Origin of the sequence: Enterobacter sp. MEB024, from assembly GCF_030209635.1 — a bacterium.
GTDB classification, from domain to species: Bacteria; Pseudomonadota; Gammaproteobacteria; order Enterobacterales; family Enterobacteriaceae; genus Enterobacter; species Enterobacter ludwigii.
In genome coordinates this window covers 527,521-552,172 of record NZ_JARVRQ010000002.1, presented here as the reverse complement: position 1 = coordinate 552,172, position 24,652 = coordinate 527,521, and the positions used below count along the sequence as shown (strand labels likewise).

Below are 24,652 nucleotides of genomic sequence, written 5' to 3'. Positions count from 1 at the left end.
ACTCTCAGGCGAATGTGTAATTGTTATTGTTGTGAAGATTTGCGGCCATAAACTAGCCAGGTCACCAGGACGCAGATGATGTAAAACACGAGGAAAACTTTCATGGCACCCACAGGCGAGCCGGTCATGGCCAGCGACGTGCCGAAGGCTTTCGGAATGAAGAACCCGCCGACGGCACCGATGGCGGAGATAAAGCCCAGCGCTGCCGCGGTTTCGGTCACTGCTTCATGCTGCGCCTGCTCGTCACTTCCCCCTTGTTGCTTCACGCGGGTGAGGGTGATTTGGCGGAAAATGATGGCAATCATCTGAAACGTTGACCCGCTGCCCAGTCCGGCGGTGAGGAACAGGCCCATAAAGACCAGATAGAAGGCGAGAAAACTGCCCGACCCGGAACCGGGAAGCGTCAGGAAAAGCAGGGCGCTGAAAAGCGCCATAAAGACGAAGTTAATCAGGGTGACGCGTACGCCGCCAAGTTTGTCTGAGATCATCCCGCCCGCAGAACGGGCCAGCGCGCCAATCAGTGGGCCAAAGAAAGCCAGATGGAGGATATTGACGTCAGGAAACTGGGTTTTCGACAGCATGGCGAAGCCTGCTGAAAAACCGATAAACGAACCGAAGGTTGCCAGGTAGAGGAGGCTCAGGAGCCACAGGTGAAAACGTTTTAACACCGGTAGCTGGCTGGCAATCGTGGCCTTAGAGCTCGCGATGTCATTCATGCCGAAAAACGCCGCAATCGTGGCCAGCAAAAGAAGGGGCGCCCAAATCCACGCGGCATTGGCCAGCCACATCGTTGAGCCGTCATCCTGCGGCACGCCGTTTACGCCAAGAAAGGTGAACATGGGCAGGAAGATCACCAGCGGTGCGACCAGCTGCATTACGCTCACGCCCAGGTTCCCCAGCCCGCCGTTAATCCCCAGGGCGCTACCCTGTTTCGTTTTCGGGAAGAAGAAGCTGATATTGCCCATGCTGGAGGCGAAGTTAGCGCCGGCAAAACCACACAGCAGCGCGATGACGATAAAGATCCAGTAGGGCGTGGCAGTGTCCTGAATCGCGATCCCCATCCAGACGCAGGGAACAATCAGGATCACCGTGCTTAACACCGTCCAGTAGCGTCCACCAAAGAGAGGAACCATAAACGAATAGGGGACGCGCAATATCGCACCGGACAGGGAGGGTAAGGCTGTTAGCATAAAAAGCTGGTCGGTGGAAAAATTAAATCCAACTTTATTCAGATTGACCGCAATGGCACTAAATAACATCCATACGCAAAACGCTAATAACAGGCAAGCCACAGAAATTAAAAGATTTCTTCGGGCAATATGTTTTCCTTTATTCTCCCAGAATTGCGCATTTTCGGGTTTCCAGTTGCTCAGCAGATAAGGATTATTCTTCTCACTTTGTTGTGACATGTCGCCCTCTTGCTTAACCATAAAAAGAAAAAATGGAGTAAAAACAGGTGGATGTCTGACAGTGTGTTTCTGGAATTATTGGATGGTTTGGGATACATCTGAAAGGATAGATAAAAAAGCGAATCCCTGAGCCGGGAGGGGAAATAAGGGTTCGCTTAATGTGTTACGAATTGTAAGTGAGGGCTGTTAATACTCATAAGTGAGTATTAACACAATTCCAGAGAGATTAATTTATCAAGATGGTTATTAAAGGCAGCGTCGTCCATCTCTGGGATATCTAATATATAAATGCCGTCCAGGCCACACACCAGACCAATTAAACGCCAGGCAATATTTTCTGGCCGATCGCCCGGGGTAAAATCTCCCGCGTCAGTGCCTGCTTTGATAAGGGCGACGGTCTCCTGGTGCCACATCTCCATGGTCAGTACATATGCGCCCCTGATGTCCGTATCCCGGCTTGCCAGGATCTGCGCCTCACGCCACAGGCGAATATAGGGCTCAAACCGGCCATCATCGCTGCCGAGCATGGCATGCAGCTGCTGTCGCCAGCTGGCCTGCTTGCCGACCACATCCGCATCCAGCAGTTCACGGATTAACCGCACAAAAGCCAGCGATTTTAGCTCCCCGCCAGAGGTGAAATGGTGGTGGACCTGTCCGGTGGCGACGCCGGCTTCGGCGGCAATTCGCCGTACCGTCATTGCGGAAAGTCCGTCAGAGAGCGCCACGCGCATAGCGGCCTGTAAAATCTCTTCCCGCCTTTCATCCTTGCTCAGATATCGCATTTTCACTCACTCTTAATGGGACTGAAACAAGTGTAACAAAAAGCTGGACACTCGTTCAACTTTACGTAGGATCGCAAGCTGGACATGTGTCCATGATTTAAAAGAAAAGGAAATTTATGTTTCGTCAGTGGTTAGCGTTAGTCATTATCGTGCTGGTGTATATCCCGGTGGCGATCGACGCGACGGTACTGCACGTAGCGGCGCCGACGTTGAGTATGACGCTGGGTGCCAGCGGTAACGAATTATTGTGGATCATCGACATATACTCGCTGGTGATGGCGGGGATGGTGCTGCCGATGGGCGCACTGGGTGACCGCATTGGTTTTAAACGGTTGTTGATAATTGGCAGTACGCTGTTTGGCTTGTCATCGCTGGCAGCTGCGTTTGCGCCTTCAGCAGGATGGCTGATTGCTGCCCGCGCCTCGCTGGCGATTGGGGCGGCGATGATCATCCCGGCCACGCTTGCGGGGATCCGCACGTTGTTCGTTAATGCGCGCGATCGCAACATCGCGCTTGGGGTCTGGGCCGCCGTCGGTTCAGGCGGTGCGGCGTTTGGTCCGTTGATTGGCGGTATGTTGCTGGAGCATTTTTACTGGGGATCGGTCTTTTTGATCAACGTGCCGATCGTGGTCATCGTTGTTTCCCTTGCCGCGCGTCTGGTGCCTCGTCAACAGGGACGCCCGGAACAGCCGCTGAATATTGCCCATGCAGTCATGCTGATTGTGGCGATATTGCTGCTGGTCTACAGCGCGAAAACCGCGCTCAAAGGGGTGCTTTCTCCGTGGCTGGTGGCAATGACGCTGCTCACCGGAGCGGTGATGCTGATGATCTTTGTGCGGATCCAGCTTCGCGCCCGCGTGCCGATGATCGACATGCGCCTGTTCTGTCATCGCATTATTTTAAGCGGTGTCGTGATGGCGATGACCGCCATGATCGCGCTGGTGGGGTTTGAGCTGTTGATGGCCCAGGAGCTGCAGTTTGTGCATGGCTTTACGCCATTTGAAGCGGGGATGTTTATGCTGCCGCTGATGGTTGCCAGCGGGTTTAGCGGGCCGATTGCCGGTGTGCTGGTCGGTCGTCTGGGGCTGCGGCTGGTGGCGGCAGGCGGAATGGGGTTGAGTGCCGTCAGCTTTATCGGTCTGTCGATGCTCGACTTCAGCACGCAGCACTGGCAGGCATGGAGTCTGATGGTGCTGCTGGGCTTCAGTGCCGCCAGTGCGCTGCTGGCCTCAACCTCGGCAATTATGGCGGCTGCGCCAAAAGAGAAAGCGGCTGCCGCAGGGGCGATTGAAACCATGTCCTATGAGCTGGGCGCAGGGTTGGGCATTGCCATTTTTGGTCTGCTGTTAACCCGCAGCTTCTCGGCGTCAATTGTCCTGCCGCAGGGACTGAGCGCGACGCTGGCCGATAAGGCCTCGTCATCGATTGGCGAAGCGGTAAACGTGGCGCAGAGCCTGACTCCAGGGCTGGCGGAGTCGTTAATTGCAGCGGCAAAAACGGCCTTTATCACGTCACACAGCGTGGCGTTAGGCAGTGCCGGCGCAATGTTACTGGTGCTGGCGGTCGGGATTTGGTTTAGCCTGGCAAACGTACCGAAACAGTAAAAAACAGGCCCGGTGGTGCAATGCTTACCGGGCAACCCTCAGTGTGCGTCATGGGGAGTCAGCAGGCAGCGCTTGTCGTGTGCTTCAATTTCGGTGCCGCTAAAGCGCGCGTATTGCCCGGTCAGGCCGAAGAATGCGGGTTGCGTTTCTGTATAGATTTCAGCGGCAAGTATCAGACGGCGACGTTCGTCTTCGCTCATCTCAAGCTGTGTCCAGGGAATGAAATAGCGCGTCGTTGAGCGTGCGGTCAGTGTGAACCACAGCGGGCAACCGCATCCGGGACAAAACCAGCGTTCGCCGCGCGCAGATGACGTGAAATGAGAAGGGGCTATCGACTCTTCTTCCACAAGCGGTTGACCCTGCGCTTCCAGATACATGGCCATTCCCCCCGACCATTTCTGGCACTGGGTACAGTGGCAGGCATAGACGTCGAAGTTGTTGAGGGAAACGCTGAATTGGCTCATCCCACACAGGCAGCGTCCTTTGAAAATATGCATGGCGTGCTCCTTTATTACGCCAGTCAAACCGAATAAAAAAAGCCAGCCACGAAGGCTGGCTTTTTTATACTAACAAATCTTAGAACTGGTAGGTCAGACCAACAGCAACGATGTTGTCGGTAGAAACGCCAGCTGCTTTAGTGAAGCTGCTGTCGTCAACCAGGTTGATTTTGTAATCAACGTAGGTAGACATGTTTTTGTTGAAGTAGTAGCTCGCGCCAACGTCAACGTATTCAACCAGATCCTGGTCGCCGTAAGTACCAATGTCTTTACCTTTGGATTTCAGGTAAGCAATGGATGGACGCAGACCGAAGTCGAACTGGTACTGAGCAACCACTTCGAAGTTCTGCGCTTTGTTAGCGATGAAACCGCTACCGAAGTTGGTCATGTTACGGGTTTCAGAGTAGGTGGTTGCCAGGTAGATGTTGTTGGCATCGTACTTCAGACCCGCAGCCCATACTTCCGCGTTTTCGCCGCCTGCATTCAGATTGCTTGCAGCAGCAACCTGACGGTCAGTACGGTCAGATTTCGCGTAGGTAGCACCTACACCGAAGCCTTCGAATTCATAAGTAGAAGACAGACCCCAGCCGTCACCGTTCGCTTCGGTGATGTCGTTACGGTCGTTTTTACCCTGGTACTGAGCAGCTACGTTCAGGCCATCAACCAGACCGAAGAAGTCGGTGTTACGGTAAGTTGCAACGCCAGTCGTACGGCCAGTCATAAAGCCATCAGTCTGAGTCCAGGTATCACCACCGAATTCTGGCAGAACGTCAGTCCATGCGCCGATGTCGTAAGCAACACCGTAGTTACGACCGTAGTCGAAAGAACCGAATTCGTTGAATTTCAGGCCCGCGAATGCCAGACGGGTTTTGTTGCCGTCAGAACCCTGAGATTCAGAGCGGTTGCCTTTGAACTCGTATTCCCACTGGCCGTAACCGGTCATCTGGTCGTTGATCTGAGTTTCACCTTTGAAGCCCAGACGAACATAGGTTTTGTCGCCGTCGTTGCCAGCGTCATCAGAGAAATAGTGCAGACCTGTTACTTTGCCGTACAGATCCAGTTTGTTACCGTCTTTGTTAAAAACTTCAGCCGCGTTTACAACGCCTGCTGCCAACATGGAAGTCACTGCCACTGCAACTAATTTAAGTTTCATCTTAAATATTCCTTATAATTTTCTTCAGTATTTCCTGAGCCACTTTGAACGATTTCTAAACGAGGCTAATCATCAATGGCATGCTATTTTTAAGAATCTTGTAGTAGGGTTTCAATAATAAGTTTCAAAATATTAGCAATAATTTCAATTAGTGTGATCCGGATCGGATAAATTGCGGCTGTAACGAATGAGATGGTGGGGATTTGTGCATTTTTTGATGAATTATTCAACAAAACCATTGGCCGCAATATAGTTTTCGGCCGTTTTAGTTTCTTTTGTTAATTGTCGGTATTTTCTGTCTTTTTGCTCGTTTGATATAAATTCCAGTTGTTTAAAATCAATGGGTTAACTATTCAATTGTACGGGATAAACGTTGTTGGACATGAAACACACAGAAACACACTATTGCACTTTGTGCTATATACATTGTTAATATTCGCAAGGGATTAATAACGTAACGGTGTCAAGTTATGTCAATAAAAGACGACGGGGATTTACGAAAGGGCGGTAATATAAACAGAATCTAAACGGCTTTTCTAACGCGCCGATCATTATTTTGACGCGCGATCACATATTAAATTTATGTTAATTCCCGCCGGGCGATTATGGACCCGGCAGAGAAGAGCGATATTATTTTCGCGTGGCGTACCAGCACAACAATGACCCGGCACAAACCATTAATGCGCCTTGCCAGAAAGAAAACGAGAGGGGGGAATTCAGCAATACGGCAGCAAGTGCTGCTGAGAGTACAGGCGTGAAATAGGATACCGCTGCGAGTACCGTGACGTTGCCATGAAGAATACCGATATTCCATGCCGCATAGCCAAACCCCAGTGCGACGCTGCACATGATGAGCTTTACGACCACCGGGAGAGTAAACACCATTTGCGGCTGTTCGCTGAACGCATATTTCACCCACAGACTGAGCGCGGTGAGCAGCACGAAAAGCGTTATCCCGTTTTGCCCGTTGGCAAACTTACTGGTGACGGTGCAGTATGCCGCCCAGATAAAAGCCCCGGCGAACGCCAGCGCGTAGCTGAGCGGGCTTGAGATGACATTACGCATGATGTCATCAAGATGTAGCCCTTGTTCTCCGCCTAATACCCAACAGACGCCCAGCAATGAGACGGCTAAGCCCGGGATCACCCACAGGGTGGACCGTTGGCCGTTAAATAAAATGGCAAACACAATCGTCAGGCTTGGCCAGAGATAATTGACCATTCCCACTTCGATAGCCTGGGAGCGCGTTGCGGCATAGCCTAACGACAGGGCGAGGCAAATTTCATAGCTGACAAACAGCACGCTGCCGGCAATAAGATACCGGGGTGAAAACCGTCTGATATCAGGAAATCCTACCGTCACCAGGCATAGTAATCCGCTGAGGGTGTATATCATTGCTGCGCCTCCCACCGGTCCCAGCCCCTCACTGACGCTACGAATGAGGCCAACCATGGTGCTCCACAACAGTATCGCCGCCAGTCCCGTGAGCGTTGCTCTCTTTCTGTCCATAACCCTGCCATCGCTATAAAAATCAAAGGAAAAATTTATAGCATTAATCCTCCTGCCATCGCGAATTATTCTCTTAAGTCTTTAATCAAAAAGAGGTATTTAAACTCCGTGGGGGTGACTATTAAGGGGGTGAAGACAAGTGACCTTGATTTGACGCAAAAAAAACAGGGGCTTTACTGCTAGTTTGCGGCGCGAAGTCTTAAATGAAAACGAGGACAACAATGGACGTCAGCCGCAGACAATTTTTTAAAATCTGCGCGGGCGGTATGGCCGGAACAACAGCCGCAATGCTGGGATTTGCACCAAAAATGGCGCTGGCTCAGGCACGCAACTATAAACTGCTGCGCGCTAAAGAGATCCGTAACACCTGCACATACTGTTCCGTAGGTTGTGGGCTTTTAATGTATAGCCTGGGCGATGGCGCGAAGAACGCCAAAGAAGCGATTTATCATATTGAAGGGGACCCGGATCATCCGGTGAGCCGTGGCGCACTTTGTCCGAAAGGGGCGGGTCTGCTGGATTATGTCCACAGCGAAAACCGTCTGCGCTATCCGGAATACCGTGCGCCAGGATCTGACAAATGGCAGCGTATCTCCTGGGATGAGGCGTTTTCCCGAATCGCAAAACTGATGAAAGCTGACCGCGACGCCAACTTTATCGAAAAGAACGCGCAGGGCGTTACGGTGAACCGCTGGCTGTCGACCGGCATGCTGTGTGCGTCCGCGGCAAGTAATGAAACCGGCATGCTGACGCAAAAATTTGTGCGCTCCCTCGGCATGCTGGCGGTAGATAACCAGGCGCGCGTCTGACACGGACCAACGGTAGCAAGTCTTGCTCCAACATTTGGTCGCGGTGCGATGACCAACCACTGGGTTGATATTAAAAACGCCAACGTCGTGATGGTGATGGGCGGTAATGCCGCTGAAGCCCATCCGGTGGGTTTCCGCTGGGCGATGGAAGCGAAAAACAATAACGATGCGACGCTGATCGTTGTCGATCCGCGCTTTACGCGTACGGCATCGGTGGCGGATATCTATGCGCCTATTCGCTCCGGTACGGACATTACGTTCCTCTCGGGCGTTCTGCTGTATCTGATTGAAAACAACAAAATTAACGCTGAATACGTTAAGCATTACACCAACGCCAGCCTCCTGGTACGGGATGATTTTGCCTTTGAAGAGGGGTTGTTCAGCGGTTATGACGCGGAAAAACGGCAGTACGATAAATCGTCCTGGAACTACCAGTTCGATGAAAACGGCTACGCCAGACGCGATGAGACCCTGAGCCATCCACGCTGCGTATGGAATTTGCTGAAACAGCATGTTTCCCGCTATACGCCGGACGTCGTGGAGAATATCTGCGGTACGCCAAAAGCAGATTTCCTCAAGGTGTGTGATGTACTGGCCTCTACCAGCGCCGCCGACAGAACCACGACGTTCCTGTATGCGCTCGGCTGGACGCAGCATACCGTCGGTGCGCAAAACATCCGCACCATGGCAATGATCCAGCTGTTGCTCGGAAACATGGGGATGGCCGGCGGCGGCGTGAACGCCCTGCGCGGACACTCCAACATTCAGGGCTTGACCGATCTGGGCCTGCTGTCGACCAGCCTGTCAGGCTATCTGACGCTGCCGTCTGAAAAGCAGACTGATTTGCACAGCTATCTGGCGGCCAACACGCCAAAAGCGACGCGTGCCGATCAGGTGAACTACTGGAGTAACTATCCGAAGTTCTTCGTTAGCCTGATGAAGTCGTTCTATGGCGATGCCGCGCAGAAGGAAAACGACTGGGGCTTCGAGTGGTTGCCGAAATGGGACCAGGCCTACGACGTCATTAAGTATTTCAACATGATGGATAAGGGCAACGTTACGGGCTACATCTGCCAGGGCTTTAACCCGGTGGCGTCTTTCCCGGACAAAAACAAGGTCGTTCGCAGCCTGAGCAAACTGAAATACATGGTGGTTATCGATCCGCTGGTGACCGAGACCTCCAACTTCTGGCAGAACCACGGCGAGATGAACGACGTCGATCCTGCATCGATTCAGACCGAAGTGTTCCGCCTGCCGTCCACCTGTTTTGCAGAAGAAGACGGGTCGATTGCCAACTCCGGCCGCTGGCTGCAGTGGCACTGGAAAGGCCAGGATGCACCGGGTGAAGCGCGTAACGACGGCGAAATCCTGGCCGGGATTTACCATCGTCTACGTGAAATGTATCGCACCGAAGGGGGGAAAGGCGCTGAACCGCTGCTGAGGATGAGCTGGAATTACAAACAGCCGGACCATCCTGAATCAGAAGAGGTCGCCAAAGAGAATAACGGCATTGCGCTGGCGGATCTGTATGACGCGAACGGCACGCTGCTGGCGAAGAAAGGGCAGTTGCTCAACAGCTTCGCGCTGCTGCGGGATGACGGCACGACCGCGTCGTCATGCTGGATCTACACCGGTTGCTGGACGGAGCAGGGTAACCAGATGGCGAACCGCGATAACGCCGACCCGTCAGGGCTGGGCAATACGCTGGGCTGGGCGTGGGCATGGCCACTGAACCGTCGCGTGCTGTACAACCGTGCTTCTGCGGATATCAACGGCAAACCGTGGGATCCGAAACGGATGCTGATCGAATGGAACGGCAGCAAATGGACGGGTAACGATATTCCGGACTTCAGCACCGCCGCACCGGGCAGTGAGACCGGGCCGTTTATCATGCAGCCGGAAGGGCTGGGACGCCTGTTTGCCCTCGATAAGCTGGCGGAGGGGCCATTCCCGGAACACTACGAGCCAATGGAAACGCCGCTCGGCACCAACCCGCTGCACCCGAACGTCATATCAAGTCCGGTGGTGCGTATCTATGAAGAGGACGTCCTGCGTTTAGGCAAGAAGGACAGGTTCCCGTATGTCGGGACAACCTACCGCCTGACCGAGCATTTCCATACCTGGACCAAGCATGCACGGCTTAACGCCATTGCCCAGCCGGAACAGTTTGTGGAGATCAGCGAAACGCTGGCGAAAGCGAAGGGTATTGCCAACGGTGACCGCGTGAAGGTGAGCAGCAAGCGCGGCTTTATTCGCGCGGTTGCGGTGGTTACGCGTCGTTTGCAGGCGCTGAACGTGCATGGTCAGCAGGTGGAAACCGTCGGTATTCCGCTGCACTGGGGCTTTGAAGGGGTGGCGCAAAAAGGCTACCTCGCCAATACCCTGACGCCAAACGTCGGCGATTCCAACTCGCAAACGCCGGAGTACAAAGCGTTTCTGGTCAACATCGAGAAAGCGTAAGGAGCGAATACATGGCAATGGAAACACAGGACATTATTAAACGCTCCGCGACCAACTCCATCACCCCCGCGCCTCGTGCGCGGGATGATAAGGCAGAAGTCGCCAAGCTTATCGATGTCACTTCCTGCGTGGGTTGTAAAGCCTGCCAGGTGGCTTGCTCGGAGTGGAACGATATCCGCGATGAAGTAGGACACTGCGTCGGGGTTTACGATAATCCGGCGGACCTGAGTGCCAAATCCTGGACGGTGATGCGTTTTAGCGAAACCGATCAGAACGGCAAGCTGGAGTGGCTGATCCGTAAAGACGGCTGTATGCACTGCGAAGATCCGGGATGCCTGAAGGCCTGTCCGTCAGCCGGGGCCATCGTCCAGTACGCCAACGGGATTGTCGATTTCCAGCAGGATAATTGCATCGGTTGCGGCTACTGCATTGCGGGCTGTCCGTTTAATATTCCGCGCCTCAATAAAGAGGATAACCGGGTCTACAAATGCACCCTGTGCGTCGATCGCGTGAGCGTCGGGCAGGAGCCTGCCTGCGTGAAAACCTGCCCGACCGGGGCTATCCACTTCGGGACAAAAAGAGAGATGCTGGAGGTAGCCCAGCAGCGCGTGGACAAACTGAAAGCGCGCGGTTACGCCAGTGCGGGCATTTATAACCCGCAGGGGGTGGGGGGAACGCACGTGATGTATGTTCTGCACCATAACGACCAGCCGGAGCTGTACCACAATCTGCCGAAAGATCCTGCGATCGATACCTCGATCAACCTGTGGAAAGGGGCGCTCAAACCGCTCTCTGCGGCGGGCTTTATCGCTACTTTCGCCGGGTTGATTTATCACTACATCGGTATCGGACCCAACAAAGAGGTGGATGACGATGAGGAGGAACCTCATGAGTAAGTCATGGATTGTGCGCACGAAGTTTGTCGACCGCGCCTGTCACTGGACGGTAGTGATCTGCTTCTTCCTGGTGGCGGTCTCGGGGATCTCCTTCTTCTTCCCGACGCTGCAGTGGCTGACGGAAACCTTCGGGACGCCACCGATGGGGCGTATTTTGCATCCGTTCTTCGGCGTGCTGATTTTCGTGGTGCTGATGTTTATGTTTGCGCGCTTCGTACATCACAATATTCCGGATAAGCATGACATTCCATGGCTGAAGGGGATTATTGAGGTTCTGAAGGGCAATGAGCATAAGGTTGCGAAGGTCGGGAAATACAACGCCGGGCAGAAGATGATGTTCTGGACCATCATGAGCATGATTTTTGTTCTGCTGGTCACCGGCGTCATTATCTGGCGGCCGTACTTTGCGCACTACTTCCCCATTCAGATGATTCGCTACGCGCTGCTCATTCACGCGACGTCAGCCATCATTCTGATCCACGCCATCCTGATCCACATGTATATGGCCTTCTGGGTCAAAGGGTCGATTAAAGGCATGATTGAAGGGAAGGTGAGCCGCCGCTGGGCGCAGAAACACCACCCGCGCTGGTACCGTGACGTTGAGCGGCTGGAAGCGAAACAGGACAGTACGAAAGGGATACCGTAAGTCCCGCGTTCGCGGGTCAGCGAATGACCCGCGAACGCTTCAGTCAAAAACGCTCTTCAACATACCGGAACGGGTATTGGGTCGGCTTCACTTTACCAATCTTACGCTTCGGCAAACTCACCGCTTCGATGTGAATGGCTTTGTACGGGATTTGCGCCAGCAGGTGCGAAATAATGTTCAGGCGCACGCGTTTTTTATCTTCCGAACGGGCGACAAACCACGGCGCCCAGGCGGTGTCGGTGGCAGCAAACATCGCATCTCGCGCCACCGTATATTCATCCCACAAATTGAAAGACTTAATGTCCATTGGCGATAATTTCCAGGTCTTTCGCCCGTCGTTAATACGATCGCGCAGACGACGCTCCTGTTCTTTCGGCGTGACCTCCAGCCAGTATTTGAGCAGGATGATCCCGGCATCCACCATTGCTTTTTCCATCACCGGCGTGCCATCAAGAAACTTCTCGACCTGCTCCGGTGTACAGAATCCCATCACCCGTTCAACGCCCGCGCGGTTGTACCAGCTGCGGTCAAAAATGACGATTTCGCCGGCGGCTGGCAGGTGGGGGACATAACGCTGGAAATAGAGCTGGGTCTTCTCTTTTTCCGTCGGGGCGGGGAGCGCAACAACCCGGAAGACGCGTGGGCTAACGCGTTCAGTGATGGCTTTAATGGTTCCGCCTTTACCGGCACCGTCGCGCCCTTCAAAGACAATACAGACCTTTAAACCCTTTGCGACGACCCACTGCTGGAGCTTAACCAGTTCAACGTGGAGGCGACGAAGCTCTTTTTCATACTCTTTCGTTTTTAACGGCTCATGCTTTATGACATCAACTGCGACACTGGTTTTCTTCTTGCTTCCCATGATTGTCATCCTCAGGTTGTCCGGCGCGGGAAAAAGCGGGGCCGCACTATGAAGTGTAATCCACCTGAATTAATGGATTAACGTGTCAGCCAGCTGATTTGAACTGGCTCACCATACAAGATTGTTCAATAATGCCCGTCGCGCGTTGTTAACCAGTGGTTGTGGTATGAAAAAGACAATTTTTTCGTTGGCACTTGGCACGTTTGGCCTGGGAATGGCTGAATTTGGCATTATGGGCGTATTAACTGAACTGGCCCATGACACCGGAATTTCAATTCCCGCCGCCGGGAATATGATTTCGTTTTACGCCTTTGGTGTGGTGATTGGTGCCCCGATTGTGGCGCTGTTCTCAGGCAAATTTTCGTTAAAATCCACGCTGTTGTTTCTGGTGGTGCTGTGTGCCGTCGGTAATGCAATTTTTACCTTTTCAACGTCGTATGCCTGGCTGGCGATAGGGCGGCTGATTTCCGGTTTTCCGCACGGCGCCATTTTTGGCGTCGGGGCGATTATTCTCTCGAGAATTGCGCCTCCGGGGAAGGTGACGGTCGCCGTGGCGGGCATGATAGCCGGCATGACGGTTGCCAATCTGGTGGGCGTACCGCTTGGCACCTGGCTGGGTCATGAATTCAGCTGGCGCTATACCTTTTTCCTGATTGCCCTGTTTGATGCTCTGGTGATCATCTCGGTACTGGTCTGGGTGCCGCACATCCATGATCGCTCCGAAATCAAATTGACCGCGCAATTTTCCTTTCTGAAAAAACCGGAGCCGTGGCTTATTTTTGCCGCCACCATGTTTGGCAATGCTGGCGTGTTTGCGTGGTTCAGCTTCGTCAAACCGTTTATGGTCAACGTCTCTGGCTTCTCCGAAGGCGTCATGACGGTCATCATGATGCTGATGGGGCTGGGTATGGTGTTAGGTAATCTCCTGAGCGGGAAATTATCGGGTCGCTTCAGTCCGCTGCGTATTGCCGCCACCACCGACATGGTCATTGTCGCGTCACTGCTGTTGCTATTCGCCTTTGGGGAACATAAAACGGCGTCGCTGGTGATGGGCTTTATCTGCTGCGCCGGACTGTTTGCACTCTCTGCGCCGCTGCAGATCCTTCTCCTGCAAAATGCGAAGGGCGGTGAGATGCTGGGTGCCGCAGGCGGGCAAATGGCATTTAACCTCGGCAGTGCGATAGGGGCGTATTTTGGCGGGATGATGATCACGCTTGGCTTTAGCTGGAGCTATGTCACGCTGCCAGCGGCTGTGCTCTCTTTCTCAGCCATGAGTTCACTGCTGATCTACGCGCACCTTCGGGCCAGAAAGGCAGACGCCGGTTCGCTCGCTTCCGCACGTTGAACCGCGCCGGTAAGGCGCGGTAGAAGGGCATTAGACAAATTTCGCCAACGGATCGGCAGCGGCAAACGCCACGGCTTTGTCCGCTGCTGGCGGGTAGATAAGTTCATTGGTGATGGCGATTTTAATTTTCTTTGCGTCATCACGCACCGATTTGACGGCCTGGTCCCACCCTTCAGTGTAAACGGCACCCCAGGCACCCAGGTCCAGACAGGTCACGTAGTTAACCTGGCGGTAAGGATAAGGCGTGCGATTCAACAGGCTGGCTGCCGCGTTGTGGCCGGCAAATTTACCCAACTGGATCGCGTGCTGGCAGGTCATTAGCGCCGTGTTCCCCATCTCGTCCGTTCTGGCGTAGGCCATATCTCCCGTCGCGTACACGTCCGGATGAGCCGGAACCTGCAGCGTTTCTGTCACTTTCAGACGCCCCTGGTTATCGCGTTCGCCGTTAATCTGTTGTCCAAGCGGGTTTGCTTCAACGCCTGCCGTCCAGACTACGGTTGCAGCGGGGATACGTTCGCCGTTTTTCAGCGTTACGCCGTTCGCATCGATGGCCTCAATTTCACTGTTCAGACGCCACTCAATCCCCAGTTCCTGGCTCGCGTCTTCAATGGTGTTACGCAATGCTTCACTGTATCGTCCGCCAATGACATGACCCCTTTCAACTACGATAACTCTTGTCGCTGTATCATCACCGAAGCGAGCGCGCAGTCGGGCAGGAAGCTCGGTTGCCAGTTCAATGCCGGTAAAACCGCCGCCACAGACAACCACGGTATTGCGCGCAGCGGTGGAAGGGCGCGAGACCAGGGAGTCAAGATGCTGCTCAAAGGTCTGTGCGGATTCAAGCTGATCGATATCAAAGGCGTACTCAGCCAGCCCGGCAATCGGTGGACGCTTGCTCTGACTGCCGGTGGCCAGCACTAACCGCTCGTAACTCACTGCGGCAGTTACGCCATTCGCATCACGATAGGAAACACTTTTCCCTTTTATATCAATGGATTCTGCTTTCCCTGCGATAAAATCAATACCCAGTTCAGCGAATAGTCCGGTCAGCGGAGAGACCAGTGACGTCACGTTCTCTTCATAGAAGCGCGGGCGAACACGCAACTCGGGGGCGGGTGCCAGCACGGCGATCTTCAGGCTGTTATTGCCCTCCAGCGCATTCAGACGCGCGGCACTGACTGCAGCCCACATGCCGGAAAAACCACTGCCCACAATTAAAATCTGCTTCTTCATCTTCGATCCTTTTGATCATCACGCTGTATACCTGACATAACTGCAACTATACTTGTCGCAGTTAACTGCGACAACTTCTTTCTGAGTTAAATTTTAATGCTGCATAAAATCAGCATGTTAATGAAAAAGGGGAGGGTGGTTGTGATTGTGGGCAATAACGCCGTTATAATGACCCAGATAAATAACTTCGGAGTTAACCATGGCGTTTTACAGTTCCGGTGTGGAATACGGCATTCACAGCCTGATGTGCATGGTGGATGCAAAAGGCAATGAGCGTGAGATGAGCGTCCGGGAAATGGCCGCCCTGCAGGGTGTGCCGTATGATTACCTGGGAAAAATCTTCACCCGTTTGTCACGTGCCGGGCTGGTGAGCAGCACGGAAGGTAAGGGCGGCGGGTTTAAACTGGCGCGCCCGGCTGAGTTGATCACCGTACTGGATGTGGCGCACGCCATTGACGGTGAGAAGAACATGTTTGAGTGTCGCGAGGTGCGTCAGCGGCTGGCGGTGTTTAATAAAACGCCTCCTGCCTGGGTGTGCAATGGCCCGTGTGGCGTACGTTCGGTCATGGACAGCGCACAGCAACGGATGGAAGAGGAGTTAGCGCGACATACCATTCTCGATCTGGCGCGCAAGATGTACCGCAAAGCGCCGGATACCTTTCAGGTTGAGGTTCAGGAGTGGATTTCTGACCGGCGATCGTCGTAGTGAAATGCCGGGTAAGGCAAAACCGCCCCCCGGCAACCGGCGATTAAGAGCGTAAATCAATCACCATACGACCACGGATTTGACCCTGCTCCATCTCTTTAAAGATGGCATTGATATCTTCCAGCGGACGCATTGTCACTTTTGGCACCACTTTGCCCTCTGCCGCAAACTGGAATGCCTCCATCAGGTCCTGACGGGTTCCCACCAGCGAACCGACGACCTGAATGCCGTCCAGAACCAGGCGTGGAATATCCAGGCTCATCGCTTCCGGCGGCAGGCCCACGGCGACCACGCGGCCACCCGCACGCACGGCATCCACCGCTGAGTTGAAGGCTGCTTTTGCCACGGCAGTTACCACCGCGGCATGTGCGCCTCCGGTTTTCTCCTGAACAATTTTCGCTGCATCTTCGCTGCGAGAGTTAATGGTTAAATCTGCCCCCATGCTCGCGGCCAGTTTCAGCTGTTCATCGTTCACATCAATGGCGATGACCTTGGCGTTGAATACGTTTTTAGCGTACTGCAGCGCAAGGTTACCCAGACCACCAAGACCGTAAATCGCAATCCACTGGCCCGGCTTAATGTGGGACACTTTTACCGCTTTGTAGGTGGTGACCCCCGCGCAGGTGATGCTGCTCGCCGCTGCGGAATCCAGACCGTCCGGCACTTTTACCGCATAATCGGCGGTCACGATGCACTCTTCAGCCATCCCACCGTCCACGGAATAACCCGCGTTTTTCACATCCCGGCACAGGGTTTCGTTGCCGGTATTACAGTATTCGCAGTGTCCACAGCCTTCAAAAAACCATGCCACGCTCGCACGGTCGCCAATTTTCAGCGAGTTGACGCCTGGGCCAATCTCTTTAACGATCCCTATTCCTTCGTGACCCAGGATCACCCCGGTCTTATCTCCGAAATCACCGTTCTTCACGTGAAGATCGGTATGACATACGCCGCAGCATTCCATCTTCAGCAGGGCTTCTCCATGCTTAAGCGGACGTAATGATTTTTCGGTGACATTGACCTGATGATCCTGAGTGACAACAGCAGCCTTCATATGTTTCTCCTTGTTCATGATGAGATTCTGCATAGCAGGTGTACTACTTCTTAAGGATTAATACTTAGGCGCGTTAATGCAAGGTGGCAGCAACATAATGTCATCATTTGATTCGATTTCGGATTAAGAATACAGCGATCCTCTAATATTCAGGGGGGCGTTCAGGGGCAGAGCGACCCGGCGAGACGCTCGCCGGGCGCGGACTTACAGTTTTGCTTCTATCGCCTCAATCTCCTGGCGCCATTGCGCCTGCAACTGCGGCTTCTGGTGCTTCGGTTTGCGGGCCAGGTCTTCCTCCAGCAATGTCTCCAGCGCGATCAGCCGTTCAAGCAGGTCGTCAAACTGCGAAGGGCGATCGTGCTGTTGTTTCGGTGAACACGGCGATGTTATCAGGCCCGCACTTTCACGCAGCCGTTCAAAGACCGCTTCGGCGTCATGCCATTCACTCAGCCTGCCGTCCTCAATCAGCCAGAAACGGTTGCAGCTTTGGCTGATTAATTGGCGATCATGGCTGACCAGCAGCACGCCACCTTCAAATTGCTGCAGGGTTTCCGTCAGCGCCTCTTTGCCTTCCATGTCCAGATGGTTGGTCGGTTCATCCAGCATCAGCAGGCTATAGCGCGCTAACGTCAGGCCAACAAACAGCAGGCGAGAGCGTTCTCCACCGCTGAGCGTACTGACTTTCTGACCGTGACGTGGCCACGCAAAGCCGGCACCGATCAGGGCCATCTTGCGATTCTGCGGATCGGGTGCAAACGGCTCCAGTGCGTCAAACAGCGATGCATCGTCCGGGAGCTGGTTCAGCGTCTGATCATAATAGCCAGGCGATACGCGTGGGTGGAGTTTCAGCCCATCGTCAGCCTGCTCGCCGCGAAAATGCCGCCAGATCAGCTTCATCAGGGATGATTTACCGCAGCCGTTACGTCCAACGATGGCCACGCGATCGCCGCTTTTGAGACGCGCGATGTCAATGCTAAACAGCGCAGGCAGTCCGGGCGCCGGCGGCACCGCGAGGTTTTCCAGCTCCAGCAGACGATCGGCCCGTAGCGCGTCGCCGCGCAGGGTTAATGTCCACTGACTTCCCGCCGTGACCTCCGTCTGGCTCTCTTTCAGCCGTTCAACCTGCTTTTCCATCTGTTTCGCTTTGCGGGCCAGGTCTTCGTTGTCGTAGACTTTGCCCCAGGTCGCCAGTCTTTTTGCGCTGGCCGCGACGCGGTCGATCTCCTTTTGTTCTGCCTTGTGGCGCTGCGCATCACTTTCGTCTTTCGCATCCAGCGCTTTGCGTGCGGCGGTGCAGGGAAGGGCAAAGTAATGCAGCATCTTATCGCGCAGGATCCAGCTGCCGTTGGTCACGGCATCCAGCAGTTGCCTGTCATGTGAAACCAGCACAAAGCTGCCTGACCAGGCCTGTAAAAACTGCTCCAGCCAGAGCATGGTGGGTAAATCGAGGTGGTTACTCGGTTCATCCAGCAGCAGCAGGTCCGGCGCATTAATCAAAGCCCGCGCCAGCAGCAGACGCGTATGTTGCCCGCCGCTCAACGTTGCCGAGGTTAATGTCCAGTCCTGCGGCGTAAAGCCCATACTCGCCAGCAGCGTTTCCGCTTTCCAGCGCAGGCTCTCGCGTTCAACCGCAGGCAGTTGTGCCAGCACGGCATCCAGCATGCTCAGGGGATAAATCCCGTCCGGCAGGTGTTGTTCTACGCGCGCCATGATGCAGTGCCCGGCCAGCGCGACCGTTCCGGCGGCGGGCGTGTCCGTACCGTCCAGCACCTTCAGCAGCGTGCTTTTACCGCAGCCGTTGTCGCCCAGCAGACCGATGCGATCGCCTTTTTTCAGCGTAAAGGAGAGCGAGTCGAAGAGCGTACCAAACGCCGTATCAACACGAAGAGATTGTGCAGTGAGTAAAGTGCTCATTGTTGCTTACCCAAGAGTTACAGGCATGTTTATGCCTCGTCAAACATCGCTGACGATAACTCAGTAAGCCCGAGAGAAGGGATTTAGGGGTTGGTGTCTTCGCTCAAGCAGAAGTTATCGCAGCACGATACCGATAACGCTTGAGCTGGTGCGATCACCAAATGTATGTGAAACATTGAAAATTTCACAGTACAGCATAATTGGCCTCCTTATATATTCAGTAGGTTAATGGATGAAGGCAGTGTAGCGGGGATTTTACGGCCCGGCAAGCGCGGGCAGAATGGCAGGCCGGGAGGCATGATTGCCTGACCCGGCCTGTTCTTTAGATAGACGTTCTGCGATAGCTGCGGTATTCCGGCATCCAGAAGTTGTCGTCAATGGCCTGCTGCAGCGCATCGGCGGAGGTTTTCACCGCCACGCCTTGCTGCTGTGCCATTTTTCCTACTGCGAAAGCGATCGCGCGGGACACCTTATGAATGTCTTTCAGCTCTGGCAACACCAGGCCTTCACCGTTATTCACCAGCGGTGAGTGTTTCGCCAGGGTTTCGCTGGCTGACATCAGCATTTCATCGGTAATGCGTGACGCACCGGACGCGATAACCCCCAGACCAATCCCCGGGAAGATGTAGGAGTTGTTGCACTGCGCGATCGGATAGGTTTTATCCTTCCACACCACCGGGTCGAACGGACTGCCGGTTGCCACCAGTGCGTTACCTTCGGTCCAGGCGATGATGTCCTGCGGCGTTGCTTCTACACGGGAAGTCGGGTTAGAGAGCGGCATCACGATAGGGCGTTCACAGTGTTTGTGCATTTCGCGAATAATCTCTTCGGTGAAGAGACCGGTTTGCCCGGAAACGCCGATAAGAATGTCCGGCTTCACGTTGCGCACCACGTCCAGCAGGGAGAGCACCTCGTTGTCGGTATCCCAGTTTTTCAGGTTCTCGCGTTTCTGAACCAGTCGGGTCTGGAACGGCAGCAGGTTAGGCATACCGTCGGTCAGCAGGCCGAAACGGTCAACCATATAGACGCGGGAACGGGCCAGTTCTTCACTCAAGCCCTCGCGCTGCGTCTGAGCAATAATCTGCTCGGCAATACCGCAGCCCGCAGAGCCTGCGCCCAGGAAGACGATTTTCTGGTAGCTCAACTGGCTGCCTGCCGCACGGCTGGCGGCGATCAGCGTCCCAACGGTCACGGCGGCGGTGCCCTGAATGTCGTCGTTGAATGAACAGATGTCATCGCGGTAGCGGTTCAGCAGCGGCATGGCGTTCTTCTGCGCAAAGTCTTCAAACTGCAGTAGCACGTTCGGCCAGCGTGCCTTAACGGCCTGGATAAAATCATCAACAAACTGATAATACTCATCGTCGGTAATGCGCGGATGACGCCAGCCCATGTACAGCGGATCGTTGAGCAGCTGCTGGTTGTTGGTACCCACATCCAGCACTACCGGCAGGGTGTACGCCGGGCTGATACCTCCACAAGCGGTGTACAGGGAGAGCTTACCGATTGGGATCCCCATTCCGCCAATACCCTGATCCCCGAGGCCGAGAATACGTTCCCCGTCAGTCACAACAATGACCTTGATGTTGTGGTTCGGCACGTTCTGCAGAATATCGTCCATATTGTGACGGTTCTGATAAGAGATGAATACGCCGCGGGAGCGACGGTAGATCTCAGAGAAACGTTCACACGCCGCACCCACCGTTGGGGTGTAGATCACCGGCATCATCTCTTCGAGGTGGTTCTGAACCAGGCGATAGAAGAGGGTTTCATTGGTGTCCTGAATGTTACGCAGGTAGATGTGCTTGTCGATTTCGGTCTTGAAACCCTGATACTGGATCCACGCACGTTCAGCCTGTTCTTCAATGGTTTCCACCACTTCGGGCAGCAGACCAAGCAGGTTGAAGCTGCTGCGCTCTTCCATGCTGAAGGCGCTGCCTTTGTTGAGCAGGGGGAATTCCAGTAAAACCGGACCGGCATAAGGGATATATAAGGAACGATGTTTTTTCAGTTTGTTGTCCATGTCACTCACTCTTTTTTTGAAGATCCGTCCCTGACACTGCTGTTTGTCATCTTTCTGGCCTGTGCGGTGGGGTGCGGTCAGGCGGTATTATAAAGGAGCTAAATGTTAATTACCGCAACACATAAACAAAAACACCATCGGTTTTGCCGATGGTGTTCAGGATCTCTTACTGGAACTTACTTGCCAGCGTGGCGTTTTCTGCCGGTGGCATGGGTGACTTGCGTTTCACTGTCGCCCTCAATCACCACTTTACGTTGGTTAGAAAGCTTGTAGTTCAGTCCCAGAATATGGCGTGCCTGACGGTTCGATTTCATCTTTACTCCTCAATCCTGTTGATAGTTTTAAGGACAAGTTTGCTTACGCAAACGAAATGTAACCCCTTAGGTTGCAGATCCAGCTTAGCAGGTTTTTACAAAGAGGCATTCTGTCCACTGACCACGTAGTTAATGGTCTGTTGGTAGATGTCACTGAGGATGTCATTGTCTGTGGATTCCACCCATTTGGTCAGTTCCATCAAAATGTCATCTTCAGTCACAGCACCGTGTTCGGCGTGAAGACCCTGTGCGATCGCGTTAACGAGTTCAGGTTGTGCTGCTGCAGTATTTGCCGGGTAATAAGTAAACATGCTGCCTCCGTGTCGTTGTCTGTGTAATGGTACGGCTCGCAAAAAATGTAATTCACAAACAGAATGGCAAATATTTTCCTTGCTGTGTCTAAGATTCATCTTAGAAATAAAAATGACATAAGTGCATGCTTTTAGACACTTTTAGAAATGGAGGAATAATGACAGGGGGCGAGGGGGAATATTTTGATGCTGCTCCTGCTATCCGAGAAAATAGCAGGAACAGAGATTAATTTACCATTTCATTTCGCCGGTATTCACTTTCGCACTTAATTCCAGCGAGCTCTCTTCGGCCAGGCCCGGATACGCTTTTTTCATGGCGCTAATGACGCCAGCAGAATCTTTGTGATTAGCCAGCGTCTGCTCGAACCGCTGCAGATATTCGCGGGTAAAATCGATAGCGCCGGTACCTGACGGTGGCGTCCCCAGATAGTGACCCGGGATCACGCGCTCAGGTTTGTGCGCCGCCATGTTTTCTAGCGTGTCCTGCCACTGCTGGCGACGCGCCCGGGTCTGGGTATCGGCCGTCCACAGATGGATGCCCCATGAAACGCCCGTGCCGCCAAGAATCGTCTTCGCCGACGGGATCCAGACATAAGCCGCGTAGCTGTCTGGCTGTTCAATATCGATTTTCTCACCATCAACCATAAACGTGGTGGAGGTCAGCACCTGAGGAACGATCAGCGTTGTTGGCGCGCCGTCTTTCATCTGTGGGCCCCAGAAGGCCAGCTTGGCATCTTTGGTGGCCTTGATATGGTCAACCACCTGCTGAGTCGCCACGACTTTCGCATTCGGGAATGCTTTTACCAGCGGTTGCAGACCAAAGTAGAAGTCCGGATCGCCGGAGGTGATCACAATCTTGTTCAGGGTTTTACCGCTGCGGCGAATTTTCTCCACCAGTGCTTCACCGTCTTTCACGCTGAACTGCGCGTCAAACAGGACGGCCTCTTTCGGGCCGGACACCAGCGTCGACGAGACCGCAAAAATACCTTTCTCCTGCGGGTTCCAGGTATCAATGGTCAACGGTGCGGCGAAGACCGCCGGCGTGAAGAGGGTGCATAGCAGTGCAAGGCGAGTAAGCTTCATCATCATGTCTCTTTTTATCAGGAAAGACTCTATTGTACCGAACTCTCCATTTGCCAGAATTCCTGAAACAAGACATGCTTAGTTTCATAAATCGAGCAAATGGAGCGTTATATGGATCGCGTTATTGCCGCACAGGTCTATAACCGGATTTGCGAGCTGGGAAGTTTGAGTGCCGCAGCCCGTGCGCTGGGCATTTCCCGGCCTATGGTAAGCCGTTATCTTGAGCAGATGGAGAAGTGGGCGGGGACCCGGCTGGTGAACCGCTCAACGCGCAAGCTGACACTGACCGCAGCAGGGGAAAAGGTACTGCAGAAAACGCGTACCCTTTCGCAACTGTCGCAGGAGATTGAAGGCCAGTCGGAGAAAGATTTACCTTCCGGCACCTTGCGGGTAGCCTGCGCGCACTTTACCGCCATGCACATGATTGCGCCGGTACTGCCCGGGCTGCTGGCGCGTTATCCGCAGCTCAGAATTGAACTGGATGTGAATAACCATCCCGTGAGTCTGGTGGGCGAGCGTATTGACGTAGCCGTGCGTATTACCGATAACCCGGAGCCGGGGATGATTGCCCGCAGGCTGGGTGAGTGCCGTTCGGTGCTTTGCGCCTCGCCGGACTATCTTGCGCAGCACGGCACGCCCGTGACGCCTGAGGATTTGGCGCAGCACAATTGCCTGCATTACAGCTTCTTCGCGGGTCAGTCGTGGCATTTTGTGACGCTGGAAGGCGAAAGCGTGAGCGTCGCGGTGAGCGGCAATCTTAGCGCCAGCATCTCGTCGTTATTGATGGACGCGGCGGTTAAACATTGCGGTATTGCAATGCTGCCCGAGCACGAAGCGCAAGGGGCGCTCGAGCAAGGACTGCTGGTCCCGGTGCTCACAGACTTAGTGCCTAAGCCGCTCGCCATTCACGGGATTTACCAGTCGCGGGAATATCAGCCTGCGGCCCTGCGCGTCTTTCTTGATGAAATTGCAGGGCATCTGAACTGATGCCCGCGCAGTGAGCCTGTGGCTTATTTCGTCGTCAGCCAGGGCGACGTCGTGCTCCAGAAAATAATATCTGCGCCGAGATACGCTTCTGCGAACTGAACAAATTCATCTTTGGTGAAGGGCTTGCCGGTAGCCGGGTTTCGGTAGGTGAGCGTGGGCTCCTGAACGGCCATGGCGACCAGCGGCAGTTTGTTTTTATACTGGTTAAAGAACGGATAGGCGTTTTTCATTTGCGCCTTGCGGTTGGGAACAATATCCGGTCCGCCAAGCCCGATATTATGGGCACTGGCGTATTCAAACAGCCGCCCCATGTAATTATGATCATTGTTCCATTCACACGGCCAGAAGTTCACATATTGTACGACATGGGATTGCGTGAAAACCTTTCGCGCAAAGGCGAGGTTTTCCATTTCTCCGGCAAAATAGTTGTCGCACGAAAATCCTGTCGGCGGCTTTTTCTCATCAAGGTCAATGGCGGTTTCAGGTAAGTTCACACCGTAAACCTGGCCATCAAAACGCTTCGCCAGGGCTGCCAGTAAGGCCTGATACCGTTCACGCACGGCAGGATCCCACTGACGGGCTACCCAGCCTGAACCTGTTGGTTTCCCTTCACCAGGGTTGTCAAACTGCGGAGAAATACCGCCGCTGTACTTCGTGTCTGCCATCAGATAATCAGGGACATACCGGGCATCTTTTTCGAAGAAGCGATCCTGAATTTGAATAAACAGCTTTTTATTGCTGGCCTTCAGGCGCGCCAGATCTCGCTCTATGGATGAGAAGTCATATCTGTTTTTCTCCGGCTCCAGTGCACGCCAGTTATAAACGATCTGCGCGCCACCGATATCACGACGGGCGATAAGCGCGGCGGCGGCATCAAGGTCGCCCGAGCTGGTATAGATAAAATTCTCCGGCGTGCTGGCAAAGAGGGGGAACGTCACGGCGAGCGTGGCCAGCGCCACGACAATCCTGGTGTTTAGCATCATAGGCCTTTCCCTTTTGATGGTTCGAAGTGATGTATCGCATCAACGCCAACCAGAATACTCTGTGTTCCAGGACGC

Annotated in this window: 21 protein-coding genes; 7 read left to right on the top strand and 14 right to left on the bottom strand. The window is 53.9% G+C overall.

The features are described from left to right. Positions 1–23: 23 nt before the first annotated feature. Together QRN24_RS04815 and QRN24_RS04810 are read right to left on the bottom strand one after the other, a co-directional pair. Complete coding sequence (locus QRN24_RS04815; RefSeq protein ID WP_284942421.1) at positions 24–1,409, bottom strand: NarK family nitrate/nitrite MFS transporter; 1,386 nt, start codon at positions 1,407–1,409, stop codon at positions 24–26. 206 nt (positions 1,410–1,615) lie between these two features. Further along, positions 1,616–2,191 carry a TetR family transcriptional regulator gene (locus QRN24_RS04810; protein WP_020884053.1) on the bottom strand — a complete coding sequence of 192 codons (576 nt, stop codon included), beginning with the start codon at positions 2,189–2,191 and terminating at the stop codon, positions 1,616–1,618. A 116-nt stretch (positions 2,192–2,307) separates the two neighbouring features. Here QRN24_RS04810 and QRN24_RS04805 point away from each other — a divergent pair, with 116 nt between their 5' ends. Then, a complete protein-coding gene (locus tag QRN24_RS04805; protein WP_032680951.1) occupies positions 2,308–3,795 on the top strand; it encodes an MFS transporter in 1,488 nt (495 codons plus the stop codon). Positions 3,796–3,833: 38 nt separating this feature from the next. Here QRN24_RS04805 and QRN24_RS04800 read toward each other — a convergent pair whose 3' ends face one another. The 3 genes from QRN24_RS04800 to yddG form a co-directional block, all read right to left on the bottom strand. Then, a complete protein-coding gene (locus QRN24_RS04800; protein ID WP_020884055.1) occupies positions 3,834–4,292 on the bottom strand; it encodes a GFA family protein in 459 nt (152 codons plus the stop codon). Between the two features lie 79 nt (positions 4,293–4,371). Continuing rightward, on the bottom strand, positions 4,372–5,445 hold the full coding sequence (ompD, locus tag QRN24_RS04795; protein ID WP_020884056.1) for a porin OmpD: 1,074 nt from the start codon (positions 5,443–5,445) through the stop codon (positions 4,372–4,374). Positions 5,446–6,075: 630 nt separating this feature from the next. Continuing rightward, positions 6,076–6,954: an aromatic amino acid DMT transporter YddG gene (gene yddG / locus QRN24_RS04790; protein ID WP_014170222.1), complete on the bottom strand. Its 879-nt coding sequence runs from the start codon at positions 6,952–6,954 to the stop codon at positions 6,076–6,078. A 221-nt stretch (positions 6,955–7,175) separates the two neighbouring features. Here yddG and fdnG point away from each other — a divergent pair, with 221 nt between their 5' ends. The 3 genes from fdnG to fdnI are packed head-to-tail and all read left to right on the top strand — an operon-like array spanning position 7,176 to position 11,765. Continuing rightward, positions 7,176–10,223, top strand: coding sequence for a formate dehydrogenase-N subunit alpha (gene fdnG, locus QRN24_RS04785; RefSeq protein ID WP_229216828.1), 3,048 nt, complete (start codon positions 7,176–7,178; stop codon positions 10,221–10,223). Positions 10,224–10,234: 11 nt separating this feature from the next. After that, positions 10,235–11,119, top strand: a complete 885-nt coding sequence (gene fdxH, locus QRN24_RS04780) for a formate dehydrogenase subunit beta (protein WP_121339651.1) — start codon at positions 10,235–10,237, stop codon at positions 11,117–11,119. Then, a complete protein-coding gene (gene fdnI / locus QRN24_RS04775; protein ID WP_284942420.1) occupies positions 11,112–11,765 on the top strand; it encodes a formate dehydrogenase-N subunit gamma in 654 nt (217 codons plus the stop codon). Before fdxH ends, fdnI begins: the two co-directional genes overlap by 8 nt. Before the next feature lie 43 nt (positions 11,766–11,808). Here fdnI and ppk2 read toward each other — a convergent pair whose 3' ends face one another. After that, positions 11,809–12,627, bottom strand: a complete 819-nt coding sequence (gene ppk2 / locus QRN24_RS04770; protein WP_025204134.1) for a polyphosphate kinase 2 — start codon at positions 12,625–12,627, stop codon at positions 11,809–11,811. 166 nt (positions 12,628–12,793) lie between these two features. Between ppk2 and araJ the strand changes: the two genes are divergently transcribed. After that, positions 12,794–13,972 (top strand): MFS transporter AraJ, encoded by a 1,179-nt coding sequence (gene araJ, locus QRN24_RS04765; protein WP_040017569.1) that lies wholly within the window; start codon positions 12,794–12,796, stop codon positions 13,970–13,972. Positions 13,973–14,002: 30 nt separating this feature from the next. Here the strand turns inward: araJ and QRN24_RS04760 are convergent, their stop codons facing one another. Then, positions 14,003–15,205 (bottom strand): NAD(P)/FAD-dependent oxidoreductase, encoded by a 1,203-nt coding sequence (locus QRN24_RS04760; protein ID WP_014170179.1) that lies wholly within the window; start codon positions 15,203–15,205, stop codon positions 14,003–14,005. 199 nt (positions 15,206–15,404) lie between these two features. Here QRN24_RS04760 and QRN24_RS04755 point away from each other — a divergent pair, with 199 nt between their 5' ends. Then, on the top strand, positions 15,405–15,911 hold the full coding sequence (locus QRN24_RS04755; protein WP_284942419.1) for an RrF2 family transcriptional regulator: 507 nt from the start codon (positions 15,405–15,407) through the stop codon (positions 15,909–15,911). Between the two features lie 43 nt (positions 15,912–15,954). Here the strand turns inward: QRN24_RS04755 and adhP are convergent, their stop codons facing one another. The 6 genes from adhP to QRN24_RS04725 all read right to left on the bottom strand — a co-directional run bounded on the left by adhP (position 15,955) and on the right by QRN24_RS04725 (position 22,607). Continuing rightward, entirely contained in the window at positions 15,955–16,965 is a 1,011-nt protein-coding gene (gene adhP, locus QRN24_RS04750) for an alcohol dehydrogenase AdhP (RefSeq protein WP_020884077.1), read from the bottom strand. Positions 16,966–17,169: 204 nt separating this feature from the next. Next, positions 17,170–18,879, bottom strand: a complete 1,710-nt coding sequence (locus QRN24_RS04745; protein WP_284942418.1) for an ABC-F family ATP-binding cassette domain-containing protein — start codon at positions 18,877–18,879, stop codon at positions 17,170–17,172. A 322-nt stretch (positions 18,880–19,201) separates the two neighbouring features. Next, the gene (locus QRN24_RS04740; RefSeq protein WP_020884079.1) at positions 19,202–20,899 is read right to left on the bottom strand and encodes an NAD-dependent malic enzyme; all 1,698 of its coding nucleotides are present in this window, start codon (positions 20,897–20,899) and stop codon (positions 19,202–19,204) included. Positions 20,900–21,075: 176 nt separating this feature from the next. Further along, positions 21,076–21,213 (bottom strand): stationary-phase-induced ribosome-associated protein, encoded by a 138-nt coding sequence (gene sra / locus QRN24_RS04735; RefSeq protein ID WP_013096533.1) that lies wholly within the window; start codon positions 21,211–21,213, stop codon positions 21,076–21,078. A 95-nt stretch (positions 21,214–21,308) separates the two neighbouring features. Next, the gene (gene bdm / locus QRN24_RS04730) at positions 21,309–21,524 is read right to left on the bottom strand and encodes a biofilm-dependent modulation protein (RefSeq protein ID WP_020884080.1); all 216 of its coding nucleotides are present in this window, start codon (positions 21,522–21,524) and stop codon (positions 21,309–21,311) included. Positions 21,525–21,755: 231 nt separating this feature from the next. Beyond that, positions 21,756–22,607, bottom strand: a complete 852-nt coding sequence (locus QRN24_RS04725) for a Vmh family MBL fold metallo-hydrolase (RefSeq protein WP_025204138.1) — start codon at positions 22,605–22,607, stop codon at positions 21,756–21,758. 111 nt (positions 22,608–22,718) lie between these two features. On the opposite strand from QRN24_RS04725, the gene QRN24_RS04720 reads away from it, so the two are divergent. Then, on the top strand, positions 22,719–23,594 hold the full coding sequence (locus tag QRN24_RS04720) for a LysR family transcriptional regulator (RefSeq protein ID WP_020884082.1): 876 nt from the start codon (positions 22,719–22,721) through the stop codon (positions 23,592–23,594). 23 nt (positions 23,595–23,617) lie between these two features. Here QRN24_RS04720 and QRN24_RS04715 read toward each other — a convergent pair whose 3' ends face one another. Continuing rightward, positions 23,618–24,577, bottom strand: a complete 960-nt coding sequence (locus tag QRN24_RS04715; protein WP_284942417.1) for a hypothetical protein — start codon at positions 24,575–24,577, stop codon at positions 23,618–23,620. Between the last annotated feature and the right edge of the window lie 75 nt (positions 24,578–24,652).